Consider the following 26,731-nt stretch of genomic DNA (forward strand, 5'->3'; position numbering starts at 1 on the left):
ATTGTAAATGTTAGTAATTTCTTCTAATTAGCTTTTATAGACCACTAATCACTACTACATTGATATAATAAGACTTTTTATATATTTTCTATTATCTTTAAAATTCATATTTAAGTAAAAAGCCTGCTTAAGCTTTATAGCTTAAACAGACTTAAAATATTAAAGATTTCTTTTTCTTTTACGTAATACTGCAAAGATTCCTGAAGCTGCTACTAATACGCATCCAACACCTGCAAGTATAATTCCTAATATATTTTCTTGGTATCCTGTTTTAGGAATTTCTGTATAATCTCCATTTCTCTCCTTATTATTAAGATCAAGGTTTTCTGAAGCTTTATCTCCTACCTTACCTTTTATATTTTTTCCCTTGGACATTCTTGATTTATCTTTTGACATTTCTTTATCATCATTTATTGGATCTGCTTTTATTCCATAATCACCATTATTATCCGCTGGAACTGGTACTGGAGTTGGATTTTCTTTCATATTTGCAGGAACTGGCTTATCAACTGCAAATCTTACACTCTTTTCTGATGTATTTCCTGCAGGATCTGTAGCTAAAACAGTTAAAATATATTTTCCATTATCCTTTATAGGCTTTCCATCATAGTCTTCTCCATTTAACGTAGCTTTTACTTTGCTATTTGGCTCATTAACTTTAATTGTTGGTTTTACTTCTGAAGCATATTTACCGTTATTTTCTATTCCATCTACAGTAACAACTGGTGCTGTCTTATCTATAGCAAAGTTTATTAAGTAGTCACCTATATTTCCCGCTAAATCTTTTGCTTTAACATTTAACTTATGATTTCCTTCTTCTAAAACTGCTGAAAAATCATAAGGCTTTCCATCTAAAGTCGCACTAACAAGACTTGATCCATCCTCAAGATTTAATGTAGGTACTACTGCTGAATTATAAGCTTTATTATTTTCTACGCCTTGAACTTCTATCTTTGGTGCAGTTTTATCTATAGAAAATTTAACAATTTGCCTAGCTTCTAAAACTTTTACATTTTTAAGCCCTGCACTTATTTCTAAAATATACTCTCCTTCATTAGTTATTGGAGTTCCTATTTTGTATGGTTTTCCATTCAATGTAGTATTCACATAATAAGTATTTTCATCAAAATTAATACTTGGGTTAACATCCTTGTTATAAATTTGTCCATTTGATATATTTCCTAATGAAACTCCAAGCATAGGGTTAATATTAATCTTATACTTATTAATAGTTGTATTACCAAATGAATCTTCTGCTTTTAGTGTAACAACTTCATTATTATTAACACTTAATTCCTTATTGAATGTTCTTCTTGTTACATCTGATCCATACTCTCCATCAACTGATACATTTAACAGTACTTCTCCGTTAATTGAGAATTTATATCCTATAGTATTGTCTGAAACATTTCCCTTTAGCACTAATTTATTTGAAGGTATTGTTATTACTCCATCTTTTGAAACTGCTAAATTATCAAGAGTTATTACTGGTGCTATTGTGTCACAATATATTTTTTCTGATGAATCCATTACCACATTTCCATCAGTATCTTCTGCATATACTGATATATAATTTATTCCCTCGTCTAATGTAACTGGCACTTCAAAGTTTCCATCTACCCCAATTTTCACATCTATTCCTTTGATCTTTAACTTTCCAATTCCCTCATTGGCATTCCCTTTAATAACAAGATTTTTATTATTAGTCTGAGAACCTGACTCTAGATTATAAAAAGTCACTTTAGGATCTACCTTCTTCTTAGTTGATACTCTAACTTCTTCCTTGCCTATATTAAATGCATTATCTAATGCTGCAACTTCAATTACATTGTTTGTATTATCTTTTAGCTTAACATCTGCAGTATAGTTTTTTCCATCTGTTGATTTTGCATTAACTTTGTCTCCATTAACAAATACCATGCTAGCATTTACTCCTGAATTATTTTCATCTACTGTATATGTTAATTTATAATCATTATTATCAGAAACAATTTTTGAAGTTATATGAATTTTAGGAGCTGTAACGTCAACTTTTACAGGTATTAATGTTTGTTGTGTTTTAGCATTTTTAAAATCTATTTTTGAGTTAAGCCTCATATAATATTGACCTTCTGGTGCAACTTCTTCTTTGCCAGTATCCTTGTTATAAACTTTACCATTCCAAGAAATACTTCCATTAATGCTAGCTGATTTTCCACCCTTTTCTCCTAAAACTTTTTTATGAAAATTTATATCCTTATTAACATTTTTAGCTATAACATTATTATCTTTATCTAATATATCCACTGAAATTTCTTTAGCATTTCTTAATAAGTATAAAGCTGGTGTTATTTCATCTGATAAATTATCTTTATTAGGAGAGATTGCTATCTTGTTTTCATTTACCTTAACCTTACCATCTTTATCTCTTCCTTCAAAGCCAGCATAATTGTAATTGCCACTTTGAGGTACTACTGCAAAAGATGAAATATCATAGTTCTTACTTTCATTATCCCATATCATAGGACTTATTATTTTTTCAGCTGACCAATCTCCATAGAAGCCCATGTATGGAACTACCAAAGAAATTCCATCTTTATTTTCATTCTTAAATCTTATATATCCTTCAGCGTAATTATTCTTCTCTGCTCCTTTATCTATATCCAAAGTTGCTTTAACTTTCACTGTACCATTAGCTGGAACTGTTACCTTTTTATTATCAAAGCTTAATTTTGCATTTTTAAAAGGAATATCATAGCTCATTACTTGAGTTTCAGCCTTTTCTGGTTCATATGACGTTAATACTCCTCCTGGAGTTTCTAGACTATATGTCTCTTCCTTATCTCCATAATTTTTAAGAGTTATATTAAAGCTCGTACTATTCCCAACTTCTTTAAGAGATATTGTTGCTTGTCCATCATCACCTACTGCTATTACATTATTTTTTAAAGCATTTTCAGCTTGAACCATACCTGAACCTTGTCTTCTTGGTGAGTATGGTAAATTATTATTTTCATGTGTCTTATCATTTAATATTTCTGCTGTATTTATTAAAGTATTTTTTGTATAAATTACTAGGTCTCTTCCTGAAAGTTTTATTCCTCTTTCTTTTAGACCTTGTAATACTAATGCAGTTACTCCACTTGTGTTCGGAGCTGCCATAGATGTACCACTTTTGCTACCATATCTATTATTATTTAAAGTTGAGTATATATTTCCACCTGGCGCTGTAATTTCAGGTGCAAATTGTAAATCTGGTGTTGGCCCCCAAGAGGTAAATGATGACATTTCTCCAGCAGCTACATTAGGAATTCTTGAATTTTTACCTTCAAACTTAATCTTTGCACCATTAGATTTTAATTTTAAACCATCACTTTTTGAAACAAATAATGCCGATATCTTTAAACTATCGGCTTCCTCCATATTTAAATACCCTTCTTCTTTGTTATAGACAATTACAGCTGATGCCCCAGCATTTTGTGCATTATTTTGTTTATCTACAAAGCTTATTTCACCTCTTTGTACAAGAGCAACTTTTCCTTTAACATCTTTTCCTTTAAAATCACTTTCTTTACCTAATCCACAATCTACTATCTCTAACTCTTTATCACTTTTAAATACATCGCTTGGGTCTACACGCCCCTGAGTAAAACCTATATACGAAGGCTCTCCATTCTGTTTCAATGTTAATGCATTTAAAGTAGTAATTGTATTTTCATAACTTGCTACTTCAATTGCATCATCTGCAAGTCCTGGTGATCCTACTGTAGCAGTATCTTTTTGATTTTTATGTACAAATGGATCTGTTGATGTTGCTGAGTTTCCTGCTGAAACTACACATACTACCCCTGCATCTGTTGCTTCTTTAATGGCCTTTTGCTCTGGATCATTAGCATCTACATAACCTGCTACAGATCCTAAACTCATATTTATTACATCTGCTCCAAGCTCTACTGATTTTTCAACTGCAGCTACAATATCGTCTGAATATGCTCCTTTTATATTTGGATTATTTGAGAAAACTTTCATTGCTAAAAGTTGTGATTCTGGAGCGACTCCTTGAACTGCCTCTCCTTTTTCAGCATCTGAAGCATTTCCATCTGCTCCAACTATACCTGCTACATGCATTCCATGCATGCTTCCAGACTGATCAATAATTTTATCATTTTTATCTGCAAAATTATATCCATATGGAATCTTTTCAGTATAGTATTTACCAGGTCCATTTGGCTTTTTATTAGTTATTTTTAATTTTGCTTCATTTGATGGTGATTTCATATCCTTATGAGTATAATCAATTCCAGTATCAATTATAGATACTACTAGACCTTCACCTTTATATTTATAGTCTTTCCAAAGATTTATATTTTGAGTTAATTTCTTAGCTGTTGCCATTGTAGGATAATAAACTTTAGCTTCTGTAACTTTTTTTACTCCAGACAAGTCTTGAATTTTATCAATATCTTTTCTTTTTGCATCAATTGAGAATCCATTGATTACATTCCCATAAGAATTTCTAACTTTACTGTCTGTAATTTGTTCTACCTTTGCCTTTACATTTGATTGTGACTTTACAACCCAATTAACATCTGCCTTTGTTGCCTTTTTAGCATCCCCAATTTTTTCAGCAGCAGATTTTTCATTTAATTGTACAATAAGTCTTACTACTTCATCAGGATTATTTGAGTCTGTTAAGTCTTCATTCTTCTTTATCCCAGTTGAATTTTTGTGGGCAAACTTATCTCCAGTCTTAATCTTGCTGGCTGTTTCATTTAATAGTTCTTGTTCAATAGATGATACATTTTTATGTTCATCAGCCTTTACCATGCTAGGATTTGCTGTAACTAGAATTGAAGTCAAAACGGCTCCACTTACTAAGCTAGAAGTAACCCTGTTAAATTTAGATTTCATTAAAAGCCCCCCTTATTAATTGAAATCTATTAAGCAATATGAAATTTTATAATTATAAATACATATAAATATTAGGCATGCCTTTAAGCTAAATATTTTATATAAAAATTGATTTTATATTTAAAATTATTTATCTTTCATATTAGCTCAACAAAATTCATTAAATTATTTATATATATACTTTTTTAAGTAATATATTCCCCAATTATAAATAAACTAGATAAATTTCCCGAACATTTTATTGTAAAATTTGTATTTTATTAATTATTATAAATACTTTATTATTATTGTAAAATTAAGTCAATACATCCTTGAATTATTTATTATTTTTGTATTTTTTATAATATAATTTTAATTACTTGGAAAATAAAGCAATAAAATCAAATGTTTAATTTATAATTTATCAAATTAGATTATAAATTAAATTTGCTATAGGGATTGATTTCTTGACTAAAAAGCGTTACATCTTAGATATAAAAGTAATAAAAGGAGTAATTTTCATGTTATTCTTTGGCAAAAGTAAAAAATCTAGTATTGAGGATGTTATAAAATTAGAAGAATTAAAATTATACAAATACGACAAATTTGATAATGCAAAATCTTCTACAGATAAGGATAAAAATGTCCTATCATTTATACTTAAGTCAAAGGATATTAATATTTAAATTGTTAGCTTATAAATAAATTTTTTAGAATATTAAAAGGACTTTTTCATTATGTGAAAAAGTCCTTTTATCTATATGTTATATTAATTTTCAACTAGATATTTTAATGTTATTTACCTACAAAAGTCATCATTCCATTATCCCCATTATAAGGAGGTGCACCTTCAACTGTTACATAGCAAATTATAAGCTTATATTCTGCTCCTTTAGGAATATCTTTACTGAAAGTTAATACAAAAGTTCTTTGTGAATCTTCCTTTGCTTCTACTCTTACTTTATTCTCTGTAAGTGAATTTCTAGCATCTACTTTATCATTTTTACCAAGAGATGCTATTCCTTTTGCTTTATCATTCATAGTGTCTTGAACCCAATAATTAGTTGCTTTAGATCCAAGTTCAACATCTACATCCCTATCATAGCTTATTTCTATTTGGTTAGGTGATATTTGATTAACCTTCATTAATTTTGGAATATTAGTATCCTTAGTTTTTTGAGATTTATCAGTCTCATTTTTCCCAGGATTTTGAACCTTATCTCCCTTAATGTCTCCAGGCTTTTTAGCTTTATTATCTTCAGGCTTTTGAACCTTATTATCTGGAACTTTTGTAGCATTACTTTTCTTACTATCTTCTGACTTTTCACTTTTATTATCTGGAGCTTCTAAAGCGCTACTCTTTTTGCTATCTTCAACCTTTTGCTCTTTATTATCTTCAGCCTTTTGAGTCTTATTATCTAAAACTTTTGTAGCATTACTTTTCTTACTATCTTCTGATTTTTCACTCTTATTATCTGGAGCTTCTAAAGCACTACTCTTTTTATTATCTTCAATTTTTTGCGCTTTATTATCTTCAGTCTTTTGAGCCTTATTATCTGGAACTTTTGTAGCATTACTTTTCTTACTATCTTCTGACTTTTCACTCTTATTATCTGGAACTTCTAAAGCACTACTTTCTTTACTATCTTTAATTTTTTCATCTTTATTATCCTTATCATCTTGGATAGATATTTTAAAATTAATATTATTCTCCTTAATAGTTTGAGCATTCACAGTACTGCTTAATGATAATTGAACTGCTAAAGCTGCAGCTACAACTAAACAACCTTTTGAAAAATTTTTCATATGTACCTCCTAAGATATCGTATTATTATTTTTACAAAACTTATATTTCCCCAAAATTAAAAAATATATATATTTTTTAATATAATAAACTTAAAAGATTTACTTATGTGCTAAATTAATCAATTTTTTAATAAAAAAAAAGCTAAACATAAAACAATTTAGCTCTTTTTATAAAATATACAAAATATTATTTTTAAGTCTATTTAATATCTAAAACTATAAAAATACTTTCCTCTTACTTCCCATCAAAAATATCTGTAAGATTTAATTTTCTAACCCTATCCTTTATTTTATCTTTATCTGTAGTATATAATTCTATTTCTTTCATTCTGTCAAAGTATTCAGCTCCTGAGAATGTAGGCCTCTCATATAAATTTCCTTCAGCTATTTTATCATTTGCATATGCAATAATATCACCAGTAGTTAATTCTCGTGGTAATTGTAATAATTTCTTTTGTTTTAAATATTGTGCTGCATTGAATCCTGCTAAAGCTCCTGTTGTCATTGCTTCTGTATGTCCAACAAAGAACCCTGACTTTTCCCCACCACAAAATAGATTTTCTAACACTTCTACTTTCATTGTATTATCTCTCTTTGCAGCTGCAAGGTATCTTATTGAATTACCGTTACTACCTGCTAGTGGATCAATGTATACTGCATTTTCTAATCCTTTAATTTTTCTTAATTTATCTATAGGATAGTGGGAGGTCATTAACTTTATGTGTCCAGTATCTAATAATATAACATTCTCCCCAAATACTAATGTTGCATATTGCTGACATACCTTATTATCTAACTTCTCTAAATGTATATCTTCTTTAGGTATAGGGATAACAGCAACACCTTCCTTTTTCAAGGTATAAAGTAAATCTTTTGATAATGAATCCCTAGATATTTCACAGGAACCACTCATAGCTCCATTAAGTCCATTCTTTCTTAATCCTACTAAATCCTCTACTCCCGCTTTTTCGCTTATACTTACCCTTGTGCCAAAACTTGGACATCTTAATACACACATTGTGCATCCATTTCCGTACTTAACACAATTAGGCATAGATCCTGTAGACCCTGTAGTTTCTATAAATACGTCTCCAGTTACAACTCTTTTATCAGCTAATACTATTGATATTATTTTATATTTTTTTCTTTCTACATCTACAACTCTACTATTAAAACATATTTTTACACCTTTATCTAAAAGGTATCTTCTTATAATAGGTTCTGCCTTACTTACATCACATAATGATGCATGCTTATGTCCTGGAAATTCTATATTTTTGTGAAGTGCTATAGAATCCATAATTTTAATAAACTCTCCAGCACCAAGATTTATAAGTTCCTCTGCTGCTGTAAACCTCCCATTATTTCTCATTATTCCTCCAACATTTCCTACACCTAGTAACAAATCTGTTCTCTCATAAAGTTCTACTTCTACTCCACATTTTATTGCTTGAAGTGCTGCTTGGCACCCAGCCCATCCCCCACCTATAATTACTACTTTCATATCTGCTCCTTTAACTCTAATTTTTATATTTTTATAGTATTCAATTATTCTTATTAATTTCATATATTGTTAAAAAACACTAAAATGAGGTGAAAAACTTGGACTATAATATTTTAATAGGTGGTAGTGCTGGTCAAGGAATGGATACAGTAAGTGATTTCCTTGAAAAAGCTCTAAAGAAAAAAGGCTTTTATGTATTTTCAAATAAAGACTATATGTCAAGAGTTAGAGGAGGTCATAATTATACTCAAATAAGATTTGGAACAGAACCTATATATTCTCACAAAAATGAGTTAGATTTAATTTTAGCTTTAGATGAAAATACTGCCCTTCTTCATATAAAGGATTTAATCGAAACTGGCATAATTATTATGGATGAATCAATTAAATTTAATGAGAAAAGAGAATTGAAATTACCATTAATAAAAACTGCCACTAGCCTTGGTATTCTACGTGGATTTACTTCCGTAGCTGCTGGAGCAATTCTTAAATATTTTTCACTGCATGGTGATGTTGATGAACTTTTTAGTCAGAAATTAAAAGAACCAATAAGAAGTAAAAATATTGAGGCAATCCATCTAGGGTATACCTTATTAGATTCAAAATATTCTCTAAAAGGAAATGATTTATCAAATCATATTTTAATAAATGGTAATAATGCAATTTCTCTTGGTGCTATTGCTGGAGGTTTAGACTTTTATTCAGCTTATCCTATGACTCCTGCCACAAGTATAATGACTTATTTATCTAAGAAGCAAAAAGATGTTGGCATAGTAGTTGATCAAGCTGAAGATGAAATAAGTGCAATAAATTTTGCTATTGGTGCATCATATGCTGGTGCTCGTGCAATGACTGGTAGCTCCGGTGGAGGCTTTTCTCTAATGGTAGAATCTCTAGGGTTTGCAGGTATAGCTGAAATTCCTTTAGTTATTATAGATTCTCAAAGACCTGGGCCTGCTACAGGACTTCCTACTAGAACAGAGCAAAGTGATTTAAGTTTTATTTTAACTGCATCACATGGGGAATTTCCTAGGATTGTATTAAGTGTAAGAAATGCTGCAGATGCCTTTACTCAAACTATTAAAGCCTTAAATATTGCAGATAAATATCAAACTGTAGTTTTATTACTAACTGATCAATACATAGCAGATTCTAATGTGACAATTCCTATGTATGATTTAGATAAAGTTAAAATAGAGAGATATATTTCAACTGAAAAAGATCTTCTTCCTAATGAAGAGTATAAAAGATATGAAGTTACTAAAAGTGGTATATCTAAGAGATTAATACCTGGAAAGCTAAAAAATCATGTTGTTATAGTTGATAGTGATGAGCATAATGAATGGGGACATATTACAGAAAAAGCCGAAGTTAGAAATGCTCAAATGGAAAAGAGATTTAGAAAAATCAATTCAATTGAAGATGATTTAGAAGAACCTGAATATTTTGGTGATGAAGATATTGATATTCTTCTTGTAGGATGGGGTTCAACTTATGGTGCATTAAAAGATGCAGTAAAATTATTAAATGCTAAAGGTATCAAAACAGGTTGTCTAAGCTTTGGCGACCTTTATCCTCTTCCAAAGAAAAGACTACTAACCTATGCAAAGAAAGCTAAAAAAATAATTAATATTGAACAGAATTTTACAGGTCAATTAGGTAAATTAATAACTCAAGAAACAGGTATTTTAATGGATTCTAGTATATTAAAATACGATGGTCGTCAAATAATAGGTAGTGAAATTTCAGATAAATTCAAAAAGGAGGATTTTTAGATGATAGAATTAAAATCATTTAACAGTAACGATGAGAATACTTGGTGCCCAGGCTGTGGTAATTTTGCTATATTGGCTTGTATAAAAGAATCTTTGCATGAGTTAGGATTATCCCCTGAAGAAGTTGTTATGGTATCAGGTATAGGTCAAGCTGCTAAAACTCCTCATTATTTAAGAGCAAATGTATTTAATGGACTTCATGGTAGGGCTTTACCACCAGCTCAATCTATTAAAATTGTAAATAAGGATCTTAAAGTTATTGTAACTTCTGGTGATGGAGATGCCTATGGAGAAGGTGGAAATCACTTCTTGCACAACATTAGAAGAAATGTTGATATAGTACAGCTAGTTCATAACAATCAAATTTATGGTTTAACAAAAGGACAAGGCTCTCCTACTACATCAAGAGGACAAAAAACTTCTATGCAATTTGATGGTACTTACACAGATCCACTAAATCCCTTAGCAATTGCTATAAGTGCTGGTGCAACATTTGTAGCTAGAAGCTTTTCTGGTGAAAAAGAACATCTAAAAGAAGTCATAAAAAAAGCTATAAATCATAATGGCTATGCCTTAATCGATATTTTACAACCTTGTGTTTCTTTTAATAAAATAAATACTTTTAAATGGTATAAAGATAGAGTATATAAATTAGATGAAAATTATAATCCTAAAGATAAGCTTGAGGCCTTTAAGAAAACTCAAGAATTTGGAGATGCCGGTATTCCAATAGGAATACTATATCTTGATGAAACGAAGAAAACTTATAATGAATCCCATCCAGTTCTAAAATCAGGATGCAACCTTATTGATAGGCAGTGGAATCCTAAAGATACACAAAAATTATTGGATGAGTTCTTATAATTACTAATTTAATTTTAAGTAACAGTAGCATAGATAAAATATGATACAGTATTAAATTATAAAGAAGCTACTACGAAAGGCTTATCAGATAAGGTTAAAAATAACTTAATATAAAATAATAAAGAAGCTAGATATTTAAATCTAGCTTTTATTTATTCGCTCTATGTTTTTCCAATATTTCGATCCATCTGACTCCCTTAATAAAAATTTGTTATCAAAGAGTTCCCTTCTAAGCAAAACGAAATCATCTAAATTACTCCAAAGCTTTATTACCTCATTGACTTCTTTTTCACTATAATATCTTTCATATTCAAATTTAGTTATTAGATACTCTAGAATTATATTTTTAGCATTCCTTTTTGAAGGCCATACTACTATTTTCTTCTCATTATTTAAGTATCTTTCAATATCTACTACCTTTTTACCCATATTCTCACCCCGCTTATATGTTATTTTTAATCTTTCTAAATTATAAGCTTACTAATAATTTATTTTGCACATATTTATTTCCATTCTTATATCGCTTAAAACTTTATAATGAAAATAATCTTATCTTCATTTATCCTATAAGTTAGTTTAAAATTATTTTTTTCACTTATCTTCTTGCATAAATATAATCCAAGTCCAGTTCCATTTGCGTGTTGCTTCGTATTTCCTTTTATAAATGGATCTAATAATCTGTTCTTTATATTATCTTCTATATTTTTACACTTATTAGATATAATTAATTCTTTATTATCAGTAAGACTTATATTTATCTCATTTGCTTCTGAATATTTTATTGCATTATCTATTAAATTAGATATTAAAGTCCTTATATCCTCCTTTATTCCAAATATATTTATATTTTCCAACTTTAAATTTATCTTATATCCATTTTCTCTAATAATTACATCAAATAGATTTAATATATCTTCTATTTCATTTCTTAAATTTATCTCTTTCTTTTCTTTATTTAATATCATTTCAGATTTTGATAACGTTAAAATATTTTGTATTAGATTATTCATCCTTACAGTCTCATCTTCTATATTATTTAACATCCGAACTATATCTTTATCCTCAAACTCTTCTTCATGTAACAACTGAGTATAACCTTTTATAGCCGTCAAAGGCGTTTTAAGCTCATGAGTTGCATTATTAAAGAATTCCAATAATTTCTTCTATCGTTATACATCTTTTCCTTTATAAATATATTTTTTGTTATCATTTATATTTATAATTTCTAATTTTAATAATTTATCTTCCCCTACTTCATCACTTTTTTCTTCATTTTCTACAATATATGCATAATCAGAATTACCTTCGATAATCTGACATTTAGTATCATAAATTCCCCTTCCCTCATATTCAGAAACTCTATTTTCGTCTATTTTATCATTCCACTCCTCTGTATACCCTCCAAGCTTTTTCTTCTCATTAGTCTCATTATTATAGTAATATATATCATTTGGATTTTCTTTAAACATAAATGCTGATACCCCCTCTGCATTAACATTTATACCCCAAGTATAATTTAATGGTACTTTATTACTTTCTTCTAGATTTCCTTTAGTATCTAAAGCATATAAATTCTTTTTAAAGATTCCATAGACAGGATATTCTTTTGTTCCTTCTCCCCCGAATGTTCCTTGGCTTAATCCAAATGTCCCATATATTTTATCTCCTTCAAGATAAAGTGGAATAAATAATTGATTAACCTCTACATCTAAATTTATAATCTTTTCATTGATACTATCTCCAATTTCCTTACTCTCTTGAACCTTTTGATCCAATACTATAGTTTTTTCTTTACTACATCCACTAAATATAATACTTACTCCCATAACACAACTCATTAGAAACACTATTTTTCTTTTCTTCATACCCTTACCCCTTAAATTTAATTTCTATATTTTTATTTTAAATGGAAGTTATTACAAAATTATTACCTAATATAATTATTTCTTATCTTAGTTTTGAATTTCCTATTGTTTATGTATAATTAATATAACTATTATAAATAATTGTATTATATTGTTTATATTTAAGTTGAATTTATAAAGGGTAATATAGGGGGAATAAAAATGAGAATAGAACATATTGCAATGTATGTAAATGATTTAGAATCTACTAAAGACTTCTTTGTTAAATTTTTTAAAGCATCATCTAATAATAAATATTATAATCCTAAAACAGGGTTACAAACTTATTTTTTAACATTTGATGATAATGCAAGACTTGAAATAATGACACGTCCTGATGTAGTTTCTTCAGAAAAACCACTGATGCACACTGGATATATACATTTAGCATTTAGTGTTGGAAGTAAAGAAAAGGTAGATGAATTAACAAGTAAATTAAAAGAATCTGGTTATAAAATATTAAGTGGACCACGTACAACAGGCGATGGTTATTACGAAAGTTGTGTATTAGGACCTGAAGGTAATCAAATTGAAATAACTGAGTAAGCAATTATCTTTTTATTTCATAATAAATTTACTCTATCTCTATAAACAAAAAAGCTAGGCATTAATGCCTAGCTCACTATACTTAATAATTTTTATGCTTTTTTTGCTTAAACTAGTTTAACTTTATATTTATAAAGTTATCCTAGCTCCATAAATTAAATCTTTATCTAATTATATCTTCTTAACAAATTCTGATTTTAATTGCATAGCTCCAAAGCCATCAATTTTACAATCAATATTATGATCTCCATCAACTAAACGGATATTTTTAACCTTTGTCCCTTTCTTTAAGGCTGATGAAGCTCCCTTTACTTTAAGATCCTTTATTATTGTTACAGAATCACCATCATTTAATATATTTCCATTTGAATCTTTAACAATAAGCGTATCCTCATTATTTTCTGCTTCCATTTCTGCATTCCATTCATGAGCACATTCTGGACAAACAAAAAGACTTCCATCTTCGTAAGTATATTCTGAATTACATTTTGGGCAATTTGGTAAATTAACCATAATTTAATTTCCTCCATTCGTTCTTTTCAATTATAATATATAAATTTTCCTCTTCCCTTTCTAAAGCTTTATAATATCAGTAGTTACAAGCTTACAGTCTACAAAATGTATATAGGGAATTACTTATAGGTTTATATGATATCATAGTCTTTTAGCTTTGACAAATGTTAATAAAAACTTTTTATTTTCCTTCTATTATAATTAAGTTATTATGCTTCTACTATCTATACTTTATTATGGAATATCTAGTGATAATTTCTCTTTCTAATTATGATCTTATATAGGAATTTTTTATTTATACTTTACTAAAGTTTAATCAATATTCCATATATAAAATATAAAAATTATTTATAATAAAAGTTGTTCTTGTAAAAATTATATTTTTTATGTTTAAAATTAGTATTAATTGAAGGATTTTAATCCATAATATAGAATATAAAATATTAACAAGGGTAATATTTTGAGAATTTTTATAAGTAAATCTTAGGAGGAATTGATATGTTTTCAATTATGGCAATAAAAATATCACCAAGAAATAAAATTGCACCAACAGTTCAAGAGATTTTAACTAAACATGGCTGCATTATAAAAACAAGACTTGGTATTCATGAAGCAAGCGTTAATAGCTGCTCTAAATCTGGATTAGTAATTTTAGATCTTTTAAACGAAAATCCAGAAGAAATTGAAACTTTAAAGGAAGATTTAAATTCTCTAGATGGCGTAACTGCTAAAGTAATGGAGATTTAATAATATAAGCTATTTAAATAAATTTTTTCACATATATTTGACTTAAAAACACCCAGAAATCTTTAATTAGATTTCTGGGTGTTTTCTATTCTAATTTCATTATATGTATTATAATAATGAATTATCTGCAAATTTACCAATAACCTCAATTGTTGGCTGTACATTTACAAATGCCTCTGGATCTATATCTAATATATTTTTCTTAACAAAGAATAGTTCATGTTTTGATATAACTGTTACTACTGAAGTTAACCCTTCATTTGTATATCCTCCATGCAATCCAGGATTAACTGTTACTCCACGAACACTATTTTTAATAAGACTTTCAACTACTTCTTTTTCTTTTCTTGTAAATATTGTAACTGTTAATTTATACTGCTGAATATACAATAAATCAATAATTTTTGTACTTGCAAAGATAGATACTAAACTATATAATGCAAGTTCCCATCCATATGCTATTCCCGCAATTGATACTATAATTCCATTAAGTATTAATCCTAATTGACCTACAGATTTACCTGTTAATTTTTGTACAACAAGAACTATAATATCAGTTCCTCCTGTAGAAAATCCAAGTCTAAAGCAAATTCCAACTCCAGCGCCTGTTAAAACGCCCCCAAAAATTGAAGCTAAAAGTGGATTATTTGTTATTGAATTTACCGGAAGCCATCTAATAAAGAATGATGACGATACAACTGCAAGTAATGTATACAAAGTAAACTTCTTACCAAGTTTTCTCCATGATAAATAGATAAGTGGTAAATTAATAAGTAAAACCCATGTTGAAATACCAATATTAATATGTAAAAAGCTATTGCCCATTGATGATAGCAATTGAGATAAACCTGTAACTCCACCTGAGTATACATGTGCAGGAGTTAAGAATGTGTTTATCCCAATACCAGCTAAAAATCCATAAAATAATATTGCTAATATTCTGTATAATATTTTCCTATTCATATTAAAGCCCCCTTATATTTTATTTTTTATTATATCATACCTATTATTATATTTTTTATCTATAGTAATTTTGCATAAAATCAACTATATTTCTTATATTTATTCATACATAGCTAAAAAATGCTCTTCTCATTCCAAATTAAAGTAATAATAGTAAATATATAGGATTTATTCTAATATTCAATTAATAATTTAGTGTCGTTAATCTATATTTTAAAGATTGTATTGAGTTTTTATACCATTTAATTAAAATTAGTATTGTTAATTAAATATATTTTCCTTAATCCTATCTAAATTCATTATCAAATATTTTCAGTTGTTATTTGATATAAATATTTTATATCATTATAGTTAATTGAATATATAATTCTCATTTTATTAATAGCAACAATTTTTACTGTGCTTTTGATAATCTACTTCAAGATTTCAAAATGAATAATTTAAAATTAATGGAGCTTTGTTTTCATACAAAGCTCCATTAATTAATTCCCTTATTTTATATAAACATTTATTAGTTTCATATGCAATTGATACTATTCCAGTTCAAATATTAATATTGTTAGAGTAATAATTTAAAAATAAATTACTTTAATCTTAATAACTTATTTTAACTAAATCCCCTATAGCTTTATCTACGGCATCTTTTATATCTTCAACTAATTTCTTAGTTAGTTTTTGCGGATTACTAATTCCCTCTTTAGCTTTTGTTAATTCCTGCTTTAGTTTATTTAATGATTCTTTTGTATATACTTTATCTTTATACGATAATACTTCACCATAAGATATATTCAGTAATAAGTGTCTATATTCATCACTTTTTAAAATAGCTTCCGATTTAACCTCTGGTTTGACTTCAGGTTTAATCTCTGGTTTAACTTCAGGTTTGACTTCAGGTTTAATATCTATACTATCCTCCACAGATCTTAAGGTGTTCCATGATAAATTCATTCCAGATGCCATTCCACTAAAAATATTTTTACTAGGTAAATATACTGTTACATTATATCTTGTATCAAATTTATTTAAAGTAAATTTGAATATTTCTAACTTACCTTTAACTTCTGGTTTTAAGCTCTCGCTTCCTCCATTCTCTTTAATTATAAATCTTCCTTTACTTGAAAATGAGTATCCTTTTTGTGGTTTAAATGTCATTGTAACATCTATTTTTCCATATTCATTCAATTTAACTTCAGTTTTTTGAAGTGCTTCATTAATTGCAGCTCCTCCTTTATTACCATTACCATTAAATTCAGCTGACACATCATAAACTTGTCCAATTTTCAAATTAATATCTAAAGCATAAATTATTAGCTCTAAGTCTTTTTTTGCCTTATCTACATCTGATTGTCTTGCCTTTTTATCTACTGATACAGCTTTTGCTGCATTCAATTTTTCTTTATAATCATCAACAATTGTAGATACTTTATTTTCTGTATCAATCTTCTTTGCAATTAATGCATCTAACTCTGTCTTATCAGCTTTTTTTACAAATATAGCTTTATATGTCTTATTTCCCTTAATAATTTCATCACCGCTAGGAAGAGCTGGCTCCCAATGGTCAAAGAAATAACCTTCAGCAGCTATTGGTTTAGGTGCTATGACCCCTTTTTCCTTCCAAGTACCCCCTAATTTTGATTTAAATAATTTTTCCCCTTCTAAACTTCCATTTCCATCAAAAGTAAAATCAATAATGGCTGTATTACTTTTCTCCATTCTTTCCTCCAAAGCCATTAATATTGTTTCTTTTATGGCTTTAGCTGAAATTGTGGCACCACTTACAGCATCAATACTTCGAACTGTTTCCATAGTAGCATGTTTATCTAAAATCTTTTCCAATATATCCTTAGCTGCCCTATCCATAAAGCTATTGTCACTAGGAGCTCCTTTATGTGTAATAATCAAATCTTTAAATATATCTTTTTCATCATCTACTAAAATATTAACATTAATCGGATACTTTCTATTATAGGATCCAAATTTACCTGAAACCTCTCCATCTCTTACTAATAAACTTGTTCTTTCCTTTATGTTTTTTAAAGTTGTCCAATTTATTTTTAATCCAAATTTCACATTCATTTTCATAGCTAAAATTTTACTAGTTCCCCACACCAATCCTTCTTTATCGTAAGTAGGCAGATTAAAGGCCATCTCTTTATTCCCTATAGTTTTGGTATATAGCGCATTTTTTAAATTCTTATCTTTATATATCCTAGTCCCAGCAAACTCCTCCTTCATACGGAAAGTCAACTTAGCTACCCCATCTTTATCAACAGATATAGTAGCTGGCTTTTCAATAAACTTGTCAGCCATAGAGTTGTTCTCAGGACTATTATAATTTTTCATATCAACCATTACAGTATAATCATTTCCTGCTTCCAGAGGATTAGTTTCTGGTGCTACTGTACTTGATGGTCTTAGAGTATTCCATAACAATTTCATCACATAGGCATTACTTCCAAATAACTCGTTGTCTGGAATATACACATCTACATTATATATCTCATCAAATTTAGGTAAAGTAAACTTAAATATCTCCATCCCATCTTTAATTTCTGGTTTTAAAGTTTCGCTTTCTTCACCATTTTTAATTATAAATCTACCTTTATTTAAAAATGAGTATCCTTTTTGTGGTTTAAATATCATCGTCACATCTACTTTTCCATTTTCATTTAATTTAACTTCAGTCTTTTGAAGTATTTTATTAATTCCACTTACTCCACTAGATGTAGCATTATAATCAAACTTAGCTGATACATCATAAATTTGTCCATGTCTTAAAATACTACTAGTATTTAACTCCTTAATTGCTTCTTCCAATTTAGTTATAGCATTATCTACATCTAATTGTGTTGCCTTTTTATCTGATGATACAGCTTTTGCAGCATTTAATTTTTCTTTATAATAATCAATAATGTCAGATCTTTTATTTTCTGTATCAACCTTTTTGGCAATTAATGCATCTAATGATGACTTGTCAACTTTCTTTACGAGTACATCTTTATTGGTTTGATTTTCCTCAATAGCTTTATCATCTGTCATCATACTTTCTTTCAAAGCTTTATTAACAGCATTTATTATTCCTTTACTTGAATAAGTAGCTCCTGAAATTGTATCTACTCCAGCAGTATTTTGATTTTTTAATATTTTAAGTATTACTCCATTAGCCTTATTAAAAAAATCTACATCATCATGATGTTTAATTATTTCAATATTTACTAATGTACCATTTTTTATTATAATTTTTACTTTTATATTTCCTTTAAAGCCTTTAGCTTCTCCTATGTATTCCCCATCTTTTAATTTATTTTCTTTTAAACTTATATTATTATTTTTATTTTCATCCTCATTAATACCATTTTTATCTAATATATCTTTAATAATATCTTTTATATTAATTAATGGGGTATTATTTACTCCATTATTATTATTTTTAGAAATTTTTATTGTATTGTTTATACCATTATTTTTTTTATCTATTTTATTTAAAGCTGAATTAACTGCATTTAATAATCCATTACTTGAATAAGTAGCTCCTGAAATTGTATCTACTCCAGCAGTACCTTGATTTTTTAATATTTTAATTATTATCCCTTTAGCTTTATTAAAAAATTCTGCATCATCATTATGAGTAATTACTTTAACATCTGCTAACTTATCATTTTTTATTATAACTTTTACTTTTACATTTCCTCTAAAGCCCATAGCCTCACCTATATATTCTCCATCCTGAAGATTATATTCTTTTAAATCTATGCTTTTAGCTTTTAAGTAGTCAGATTTAATATTACTTTTAGATGTACTTACTTCTTCTTTATTAGTTTTATCTATATTGAAACCTGCTTTAGATAATGCATCTCTAACAGCATTTTTTATTCCGTTAGAAGTTAAAGTTGCTCCTGAAATAGAATCTACATTAGTAGAACCCTCTTTTAGAATGCTTGCAATAACTTTGCTACCATTCTCATAATATTTAGGCGTCTCTGAATGAGAAACCACCTCAATATTTTTTATTTTACTATTCTCTATAGTAACCTTTACATTAATATCTCCACCATAACCTTTTGAAACTCCAGAATATGTACCATCTTTTATTCCTTTTAAATTTATATCACTCTCATTATTAATAGACTCTTTTTCTTTAATAATAGTCTCTGTAGAATCCGAACTTTTTTTTGGAACATCTACATTCTTCTTACTAAGTATATTGTAAGGATCAATTATTGCAAAACTAGTTGCACCAATTGCGCTTGTAATAAGAATCCCACCTGCAATTATCTTTGATTTTTTCATTATAAAATCCCCCCTTATTTAGCATTATTCAATGCATTTTCCACAGCTGAAATTATACCCTTAGAACTAAAAGTAGCTCCACTTATTGAATCAACATTCGAACTTTGTTTTTCAATTATTTTAGGTATTAAATCTTTAGCTTCATTTAAATAATTTTCATCATCACTTGAACTTAGAACATCTATTTTTTTAATCATTCCATCCTTTATCTCAAGAGATACTTTAGTTTTTCCATTAAATCCTTCTCCTTCACCCTCAAAATTTCCATTTTTAAAAGTAAGTGAATTAGAAGTAATACTTCCCTTTTCATTTTTACTATCATTTATACTAACATCTTTATCTGAGCATCCCGCAAATGTTGCTCCTAAAGAAATAATTACTATCGAAAAAATAACTTTTTTATTCATCCCAACACTCCTTGAAAATTTTCAGTAACTCTTATATTACCATTCTTATTTATAAATAATCCTTCCACGCCCTCTATAGAATTTATAAGCTTCATTCCCCCCTCTTCACCAAGTGATAATGCTATTGTACTTAATGCATCACAATCCATAGAATCCTCCGATACTATAGTCACTTGAATTAAATCACTTTCAAAAGGTCTTCCATCCTTAGGATTTATTATATGATGATATATCTTGTCCTCTTTTTTAAAGAACCTCTCGTATATTCCTGAAGAAACAACTGATTTATCACATATTTCTAACACCCCTAATATTTCACCTCTCTCTGAAAAAGGTTTTTGAATACCAATTTTAAAATTTTCTCCGTTCTCTTTTTTTCCTATACATAAGACATTTCCACCTAGGTTTATTATTCCACTACTTACACCTTCTGAAATTAAATACTCTTTTATCCTGTTTGCTATATACCCTTTAGCAATTCCTCCTAAATCTATTGACATTCCATTTTTTCTAAGTTTAATATGATTTTTATTAATCAATATATTTTTATAATTTACGAGCTCTAAATTTTCATCAATATCCTTTTGAACAGGAATAATCTTTTTTTCACTTTTAAAATTCCAAAGTTTTAAAAGTGGCTGAATACTAATATCAAAATTCCCATGAGAAAGTTCACTATAATATAAACTTCTATTTATTATGCTTAGTGTTTCATTGTGAACATCGAACCCGTTTATATCACTATTATTTACATTATAAATATCACTACCTTCTTTTGTTTTACTAAGAAGTTCCTCATAATATTTACAAAAATCAAAGGATTTGTTTAATATATACTCACCTTTGCTTAAATTGCAATATATACTAATTTCCACAACTGTATCAAAATAAAACCCTTGCATAGAGAAGTTGCTATTTATAATCGATTCCTTTTCCATTTCATCCCTCCTTCTAAAATAAAAAATTATCATTCTTATTTAATCATTATATAAGTGTTTAAACTTACTAAACTCCCACTTACCGCTAATACCACTACTATTGCTATTATTTTCTTTAACATCTATAACTTTCATTATTTTTTCCTATTTATATAAGCTTTTCGGCATAAAATAAAGCTCATGTGTTTCTTTATCTTTATTTAATGTTCCTTGTACTTTATAAACAGATCTTATTAAATCTTCATCTATTATTTCATCTGTTTTTCCACTTCTTATTACTTCTCCATTTTTCATTACTACTATATTATGACTATATTTTATTGCTTGATTTATATCATGAAGAACCATAACTACTGTTAGCCTATTCTTCTTATTTAATTCTTTAATAGTTTCTAATATTTCAATCTGATGAAATATATCTAAATAAGTTGTAGGTTCATCTAAAAATAATATATTGGGTTTTTGAGCTAGAGCCATTGCAATAAATGTTCTCTGTCTTTCACCCCCAGACAAGCTCATAACCATATTATTTTTTTTCTCTAAAAGCCCTGACTTTAAAAGAGACCAATTTATAATTTTAAAATCCTCTTCATTTAAACATTCAAAATATCCTTTGTGAGGTAATCTTCCATAGCTAATAAGTTTTTCTACTGTAATATCATTAGGTACAGAATTATGCTGATAAACTGTAGCTATTTTTCTTGCTATTTCTTTTTTGCTTAACTTATTAATATTATTCCCCTCTAAAAAAATCTCTCCACTTTTAGGTTTGTTTAAATTGCATAATATACTTAATAATGTTGATTTTCCACTTCCGTTTGGACCTATTATTGTAGTAATTTCGCCTTCTTTTATTTGAAGATTTATATTCTTTAATATTTCTTTATTACCCTCATAACAAAAACTTATATTATTAGCTCTTATCATTTTAAATATCACTCCTTTTTAGAAGATATAAAAAGAATGGAGCTCCAATTATAGCCATTACTATTCCAACTGGTATTTCATAAGGCTTAATTATACTTCGTCCTAAAGTATCAGCTAAAAGTAATAATGCCGAACCTAGAACCCCGCTAAATGGAATTAAATATTTATGATCTGAGCCTATAATAATTCTACAAATATGGGGTACTACAAGTCCTACAAATGATATTATCCCTGCTATAGCTGTTGATATTCCAGCTAAAAAAACTGCTACAGTTGTTATAAGGATCATTTGCAATGTGGAATTATATCCTAAACTACTTGCATTTTTATTACCTAATACTATAATGTTGCAAGACTTACTTAAAAGTATCGAAACTATTATTCCAACAACTGAATATCCAATTAGTATCCTAAAATCTGTCCAAGATATTTTAGCTAAACTTCCTGTAAGCCACATTTGCATATTAGATGCTCCTGGTCCTGCACATAATGTTACTATTACAGTTAATCCACCAAGTAATGCATTTACAGCAGCTCCAGCTAAAACAATTCTAATTGGTGATAAACCATTTTTGTAAGCCATTCCATATACAATTAAGCAAGATATTGCCCCTCCTAAAAGACCAAACACAGGTCCAAATTTAATTAACTTTGGTGCAAAAACTATTACTGAAACTGCAACTAATGATGCACCTGAAGAAATCCCTGTTATATATGGGTCTGCCAACGGATTTTTTATTACTGATTGTAAGAGTACTCCTGATATAGCTAAATTTGCTCCAACTAATCCAGCTACAAAAACTCTAGGCATCCTAAGTTCCCTAATTATTTCAATATTTCCACTTGGATTATCAGAAAATAATCCAAGAATAAGTTCCCTATAACTAATCTTTATACTTCCAATCTTTAAAGAGATTATTATAGCTACAACTAAAAGTATTATTGCCATTAAAATATATATAAGTTTTGTTCTGTTTTTGACTAATCTCATTTTATTTCTTATCTCCATATAATATTTTGCCAAGAGTATTTAATGCTTCCATTACATTTAAGTTTGCACTCATTCCAAAATATTCACTATCTAAATATGTAACTTTTTCTTCTTTTATAGCTTTTATATTTTTCCATGTTGGATCATTTTTAAATTTCTCTTTTGCAGAATCTTTAGCTTCTTCTGGTTTTCCATGTGTCATAACAAGTACTATATCTGGTTTAAGTTTTGTAACTTCTTCATTGTTATAAGTGTAAAATGGTAACCTTTCTTCCTTAACTACATTTTCTCCACCTGCAATTTTTACTAAATCACCTACGTAGGACTTTGGACTTGCAACCATCATACTTCCTGGTACTGAAAATACTATCATTACCTGCTTTTTACTTTTTCCATCACCTAATTTTTTCGTTTCCTTTTCTTTATTTTCTAAGTCCTTTAATAGATTTTCTCCCTCAGCCTTTTTAGAAAATCTATCACTTAGCTTAGTTATACTGTTTTTCAATCCATCTAAACTAGTTAATGTTACAAATTCACTAGGTATATTATTATCCTTAAAAATATTTTTATAATCCTCTCCTAATGTATCAACAGATACAACCACACTAGGTTTTAATGATTTTATTATTTCTAAATCTGGATTCATTGGATTACCGATTTTAACAGCATCTTTTGTACTTTCTGGCAACTTATAAGCAGTAGTTGGAACTCCTTTTAGCTTAACTCCTAACTTATCTAGTATTTGAGTTACAGCAACAGATGTCGCCACTACATTTTCGCCATTATTCTTATCTTCTGTTGTCTTATCTTTAGCCTCATCTAAGCAACCTACAAAGGCACAGGTCATTATCATTGCCAAAGCTAATAAAAAATACCTTTTTATTTTCATAAATCATTTCCCCTTAAACTTTAAATGTTATTTTTTAAATCTCTTTATAACTATCCCCCCTATAATTCCAGCAATTATAACTCCTCCAAAAATAGCTCCATATTTAACCTTGCTATTTGATTCATTAGCTTTTGGATCTTCACTTTTTTCTGTTATACTTTTATTCATATTATCTTCTACCTTTTTATCTTCCTTCTTTTCATTAGTATCTGATTTATTTTCAGATTCTTTCTTCTCTTCTTTATCCTTATTTCTATCTGTTTTATCGTTATCTGTGTTATTTTGCATACTTTTTACTTTTTCTTCTTTGACCTTGTTTTTATCTGTTTCATTAGCTTTCTTTTTATTATCACTTGATTCTTTTTTTTCTTCTTTAGAAGCTGTTTTATCATTTTTTGATTTTGGTTCATCTATTTTTTTAATTAATTTCATTGTTTTTAAATTAGGAACAACTCCAAATCTAACATCTCTTCCCATTGGTTCAACATAGATTATAGTCTCAATTTTAGAATTTACATCAGGACCTTGAACCTTTAATGTTACTGTATTATTGTCTTTATCCTTTTTAATATTCTTTATAGATGCTTCTTTTCCATTTATAAGGATTCTGAAATTCTTCATATATTCCACGCCTGAAAAACCTATCGTAAACTCTACTTTATCCTTATAAATTTCTACATTCATTTTTTTATTCGTGTAAGTTCTTGCCATAGACATTCCAACTTCTGAATCATGTTTTACATTGTTTTCACACTCATAAATTCCATGGGATAGATTTTTATTAGTTGCATTAGCAACTATACTGTTACTAATTCCTCCTATAAAGAAAATTGTAAATACTAAAAATCCTACAATTAAATGTTTTATATTTTTCACAACTTTTCTCCTTTTATCTTCTCTTTGAAAGAATAGCTAATGCACCTGCACCTATTGATCCTAATCCAGCTAAGACACTTCCTAAAAAATCCATTCCAGTAGCAGGTAATTTATTACTTATCCCATATTCCTTATTTACTTCACTATCACTTACCTTATATTCTTTTTCAAATTTTAATGTATCTTTTAATAATTCAACTCCAAATTCAACATTCATACCCATTGGTATTACAAAGCTTTTTACTTTTATTTTTGAATCTAAGTTTGGAACTTCAAATCTTACCTTTGTTACATTTCCATTTTTGTAAGTAATTTTATGATTAACTTTATTTCCTGCTACATGTATTTCATAATCCTTCATATATTGACCACCTGTAAATGTTAAGGTTACATAAGTTTTCCCATTTACTTCTTCAACTTGTGAATTGCTATCTAGATTTTTTCTTGCCATATCTATTCCTGTTTGGCTCTTATGAGTTACTTTATTTTTTATAGTGTATACTTTTCCTCTTATAACTTCTTCCCTTTTAGCATTTACCTTATTTGCCTTCCTTGAAGATGTATTATCTTTAACTTCATTATTTGATTTATTTTCATTACTTGATTTATTTTCATTGCTTGAAGCAGTATCCTTATTCTCTTCTAGCTTATTTGTATAATCTTTCGATAAATTTACCTTTTTCAATGTATTTTCTTTTAATATTGTTTGGAAAATAACATCTTTATTCATAGCTGTTACAAAAGCTGACATAGTAATTTTAGAATTTAAGCTAGGCACTTCAAATTTTACTTTTCTATTATTTTCAGTAAAATTTACATTCTTTCCGTTTACATTTATTTTTATATTTTTTAAAAATCCATATTGAACTTTATCCAATTCTAAAGTTGCATAAATCTTTCCATTCTTTATATTAATTTCACTGTTTTCATTTAAAACTCTTCTTGCCATGCTGTTTCCTATTTCAGCATTTCCATTACCTATGTATTTAACATCGTTTTGTATTGAGTAATCGCCATCTTTGTATTTTTTAACTTCATTGCTATCTTTATTAGATTCTGATTTATCTTTTACAGTAATCTTTATATCTTTAGTTGCAACAAGTCCACCTTTATCTTCAGCTTTGTAAGTAACTTTATAAGTTCCAGTTTTTACTGCTACTCCATTTTTTATAAAACTTGTATCTCCTAAAACTTTAACTTTAATATTTCCATCTTCTTTATCTTCTGCGGTTACATTAGATAATAAATCTATCTTATCCTGCTTTGAAACAGTTATATCTTTTGCCTTTATTATTGGCATTTCATTTATTGTTTTTAAAGTACTCATATCATTAACTACAAACATTTCAACATTTTTTCCCATCGCAGTTATAAACATTCCTATATGAACTTTAGCCTCTGGTGATGGAACTTCAAATTCTATACTTTTATCATCTTTATTTTCTTTTATTTTTAGATCCTTTCCATCAATACTCACCTTAATATTTTGCATAAAAGAATATAAGCCTTTATTGAAATTTAATTTCATATATGTATTTCCATTTTTTATTGTTAATTTTGTAGTTTTTTCTAAAGTTTTTCTAGACATACTTTCTCCAGTTTCATTTCCTGGAGTTATATAGGATGTCTTATTTTCAACTTCATAAATACCACCATTAAGGTGTTCTACTATTTCTTTGTTATTGCTTAATTCTGAAGCAAATGCATGTACTCCTATACCGCTTCCCATAAGCACTGATGTAACTAATGCAACTGCAATTAATATATTTGCTTTTCTTTTTATCATAAAAATAAATCCCCCTAGTATTTTTTTATTATTTGACATATTACTAATAATAGTTAACAATATTATTGAGAATGATAATCACTTTGTTTTTTTATATTATCATATTCTTTATCCTTAGTGTTTAACTGTATATAGT

Annotated in this window: 21 protein-coding genes; 5 read left to right on the plus strand and 16 right to left on the minus strand. The window is 28.1% G+C overall.

Annotated elements, in window-relative coordinates:
• Positions 1-159 precede the first annotated feature (159 nt).
• The gene (locus tag K5V21_RS08095; RefSeq protein ID WP_221860677.1) at positions 160-4,890 is read right to left on the minus strand and encodes a S8 family serine peptidase; all 4,731 of its coding nucleotides are present in this window, start codon (positions 4,888-4,890) and stop codon (positions 160-162) included.
• Positions 4,891-5,390: 500 nt separating this feature from the next.
• Between K5V21_RS08095 and K5V21_RS08100 the strand changes: the two genes are divergently transcribed.
• Entirely contained in the window at positions 5,391-5,555 is a 165-nt protein-coding gene (locus tag K5V21_RS08100) for a hypothetical protein (RefSeq protein ID WP_221860679.1), read from the plus strand.
• Between the two features lie 109 nt (positions 5,556-5,664).
• On the opposite strand, the gene K5V21_RS08105 is transcribed toward K5V21_RS08100, so the two are convergent.
• Both K5V21_RS08105 and K5V21_RS08110 read right to left on the minus strand, forming a co-directional pair.
• Positions 5,665-6,675 (minus strand): hypothetical protein, encoded by a 1,011-nt coding sequence (locus K5V21_RS08105; protein WP_221860680.1) that lies wholly within the window; start codon positions 6,673-6,675, stop codon positions 5,665-5,667.
• A gap of 235 nt (positions 6,676-6,910) precedes the next feature.
• Positions 6,911-8,179, minus strand: a complete 1,269-nt coding sequence (locus K5V21_RS08110; RefSeq protein ID WP_221860682.1) for an FAD-dependent oxidoreductase — start codon at positions 8,177-8,179, stop codon at positions 6,911-6,913.
• Between the two features lie 98 nt (positions 8,180-8,277).
• On the opposite strand from K5V21_RS08110, the gene K5V21_RS08115 reads away from it, so the two are divergent.
• Together K5V21_RS08115 and K5V21_RS08120 are read left to right on the plus strand one after the other, a co-directional pair.
• Entirely contained in the window at positions 8,278-9,954 is a 1,677-nt protein-coding gene (locus tag K5V21_RS08115) for a 2-oxoacid:acceptor oxidoreductase subunit alpha (protein WP_221860684.1), read from the plus strand.
• Positions 9,955-10,818 carry a 2-oxoacid:ferredoxin oxidoreductase subunit beta gene (locus K5V21_RS08120; RefSeq protein ID WP_221860686.1) on the plus strand — a complete coding sequence of 288 codons (864 nt, stop codon included), beginning with the start codon at positions 9,955-9,957 and terminating at the stop codon, positions 10,816-10,818.
• Positions 10,819-10,959: 141 nt separating this feature from the next.
• Here K5V21_RS08120 and K5V21_RS08125 read toward each other — a convergent pair whose 3' ends face one another.
• From K5V21_RS08125 to K5V21_RS08135, 3 genes are all read right to left on the minus strand, one after another.
• Entirely contained in the window at positions 10,960-11,247 is a 288-nt protein-coding gene (locus tag K5V21_RS08125; protein ID WP_221860688.1) for a DUF2087 domain-containing protein, read from the minus strand.
• Between the two features lie 95 nt (positions 11,248-11,342).
• Entirely contained in the window at positions 11,343-11,972 is a 630-nt protein-coding gene (locus K5V21_RS08130) for a sensor histidine kinase (RefSeq protein WP_221860690.1), read from the minus strand.
• A 15-nt stretch (positions 11,973-11,987) separates the two neighbouring features.
• Positions 11,988-12,683 (minus strand): hypothetical protein, encoded by a 696-nt coding sequence (locus K5V21_RS08135; RefSeq protein WP_221860692.1) that lies wholly within the window; start codon positions 12,681-12,683, stop codon positions 11,988-11,990.
• A gap of 201 nt (positions 12,684-12,884) precedes the next feature.
• On the opposite strand from K5V21_RS08135, the gene K5V21_RS08140 reads away from it, so the two are divergent.
• Complete coding sequence (locus K5V21_RS08140; protein ID WP_221860693.1) at positions 12,885-13,268, plus strand: VOC family protein; 384 nt, start codon at positions 12,885-12,887, stop codon at positions 13,266-13,268.
• 171 nt (positions 13,269-13,439) lie between these two features.
• Here K5V21_RS08140 and K5V21_RS08145 read toward each other — a convergent pair whose 3' ends face one another.
• Positions 13,440-13,781, minus strand: a complete 342-nt coding sequence (locus K5V21_RS08145; protein ID WP_221860695.1) for a zinc ribbon domain-containing protein YjdM — start codon at positions 13,779-13,781, stop codon at positions 13,440-13,442.
• A 498-nt stretch (positions 13,782-14,279) separates the two neighbouring features.
• On the opposite strand from K5V21_RS08145, the gene K5V21_RS08150 reads away from it, so the two are divergent.
• On the plus strand, positions 14,280-14,528 hold the full coding sequence (locus tag K5V21_RS08150) for a hypothetical protein (RefSeq protein ID WP_221860697.1): 249 nt from the start codon (positions 14,280-14,282) through the stop codon (positions 14,526-14,528).
• 108 nt (positions 14,529-14,636) lie between these two features.
• Here K5V21_RS08150 and K5V21_RS08155 read toward each other — a convergent pair whose 3' ends face one another.
• The 9 genes from K5V21_RS08155 to K5V21_RS08195 form a co-directional block, all read right to left on the minus strand.
• Positions 14,637-15,491, minus strand: coding sequence for a YitT family protein (locus K5V21_RS08155; protein WP_221860699.1), 855 nt, complete (start codon positions 15,489-15,491; stop codon positions 14,637-14,639).
• A 594-nt stretch (positions 15,492-16,085) separates the two neighbouring features.
• The gene (locus K5V21_RS08160; RefSeq protein WP_221860701.1) at positions 16,086-19,781 is read right to left on the minus strand and encodes an FMN-binding protein; all 3,696 of its coding nucleotides are present in this window, start codon (positions 19,779-19,781) and stop codon (positions 16,086-16,088) included.
• 14 nt (positions 19,782-19,795) lie between these two features.
• The gene (locus K5V21_RS08165; RefSeq protein ID WP_204594954.1) at positions 19,796-20,188 is read right to left on the minus strand and encodes an FMN-binding protein; all 393 of its coding nucleotides are present in this window, start codon (positions 20,186-20,188) and stop codon (positions 19,796-19,798) included.
• The gene (locus tag K5V21_RS08170) at positions 20,185-21,126 is read right to left on the minus strand and encodes an FAD:protein FMN transferase (protein ID WP_245000679.1); all 942 of its coding nucleotides are present in this window, start codon (positions 21,124-21,126) and stop codon (positions 20,185-20,187) included. Before K5V21_RS08170 ends, K5V21_RS08165 begins: the two co-directional genes overlap by 4 nt.
• A gap of 144 nt (positions 21,127-21,270) precedes the next feature.
• Positions 21,271-22,053: an ABC transporter ATP-binding protein gene (locus K5V21_RS08175; protein WP_221860705.1), complete on the minus strand. Its 783-nt coding sequence runs from the start codon at positions 22,051-22,053 to the stop codon at positions 21,271-21,273.
• Position 22,054: 1 nt separating this feature from the next.
• Complete coding sequence (locus K5V21_RS08180) at positions 22,055-23,044, minus strand: FecCD family ABC transporter permease (protein WP_221860707.1); 990 nt, start codon at positions 23,042-23,044, stop codon at positions 22,055-22,057.
• A gap of 1 nt (position 23,045) precedes the next feature.
• Positions 23,046-23,933, minus strand: coding sequence for a heme ABC transporter substrate-binding protein IsdE (gene isdE, locus K5V21_RS08185; RefSeq protein ID WP_221860709.1), 888 nt, complete (start codon positions 23,931-23,933; stop codon positions 23,046-23,048).
• Positions 23,934-23,960: 27 nt separating this feature from the next.
• On the minus strand, positions 23,961-24,809 hold the full coding sequence (locus tag K5V21_RS08190; RefSeq protein ID WP_221860711.1) for an NEAT domain-containing protein: 849 nt from the start codon (positions 24,807-24,809) through the stop codon (positions 23,961-23,963).
• Positions 24,810-24,822: 13 nt separating this feature from the next.
• Positions 24,823-26,595 (minus strand): NEAT domain-containing protein, encoded by a 1,773-nt coding sequence (locus tag K5V21_RS08195; RefSeq protein WP_221860713.1) that lies wholly within the window; start codon positions 26,593-26,595, stop codon positions 24,823-24,825.
• Positions 26,596-26,731: the final 136 nt, after the last annotated feature.

Source organism: Clostridium sardiniense (genome assembly GCF_019753795.1).
Classification (GTDB): domain Bacteria; phylum Bacillota; class Clostridia; order Clostridiales; family Clostridiaceae; genus Clostridium; species Clostridium sardiniense.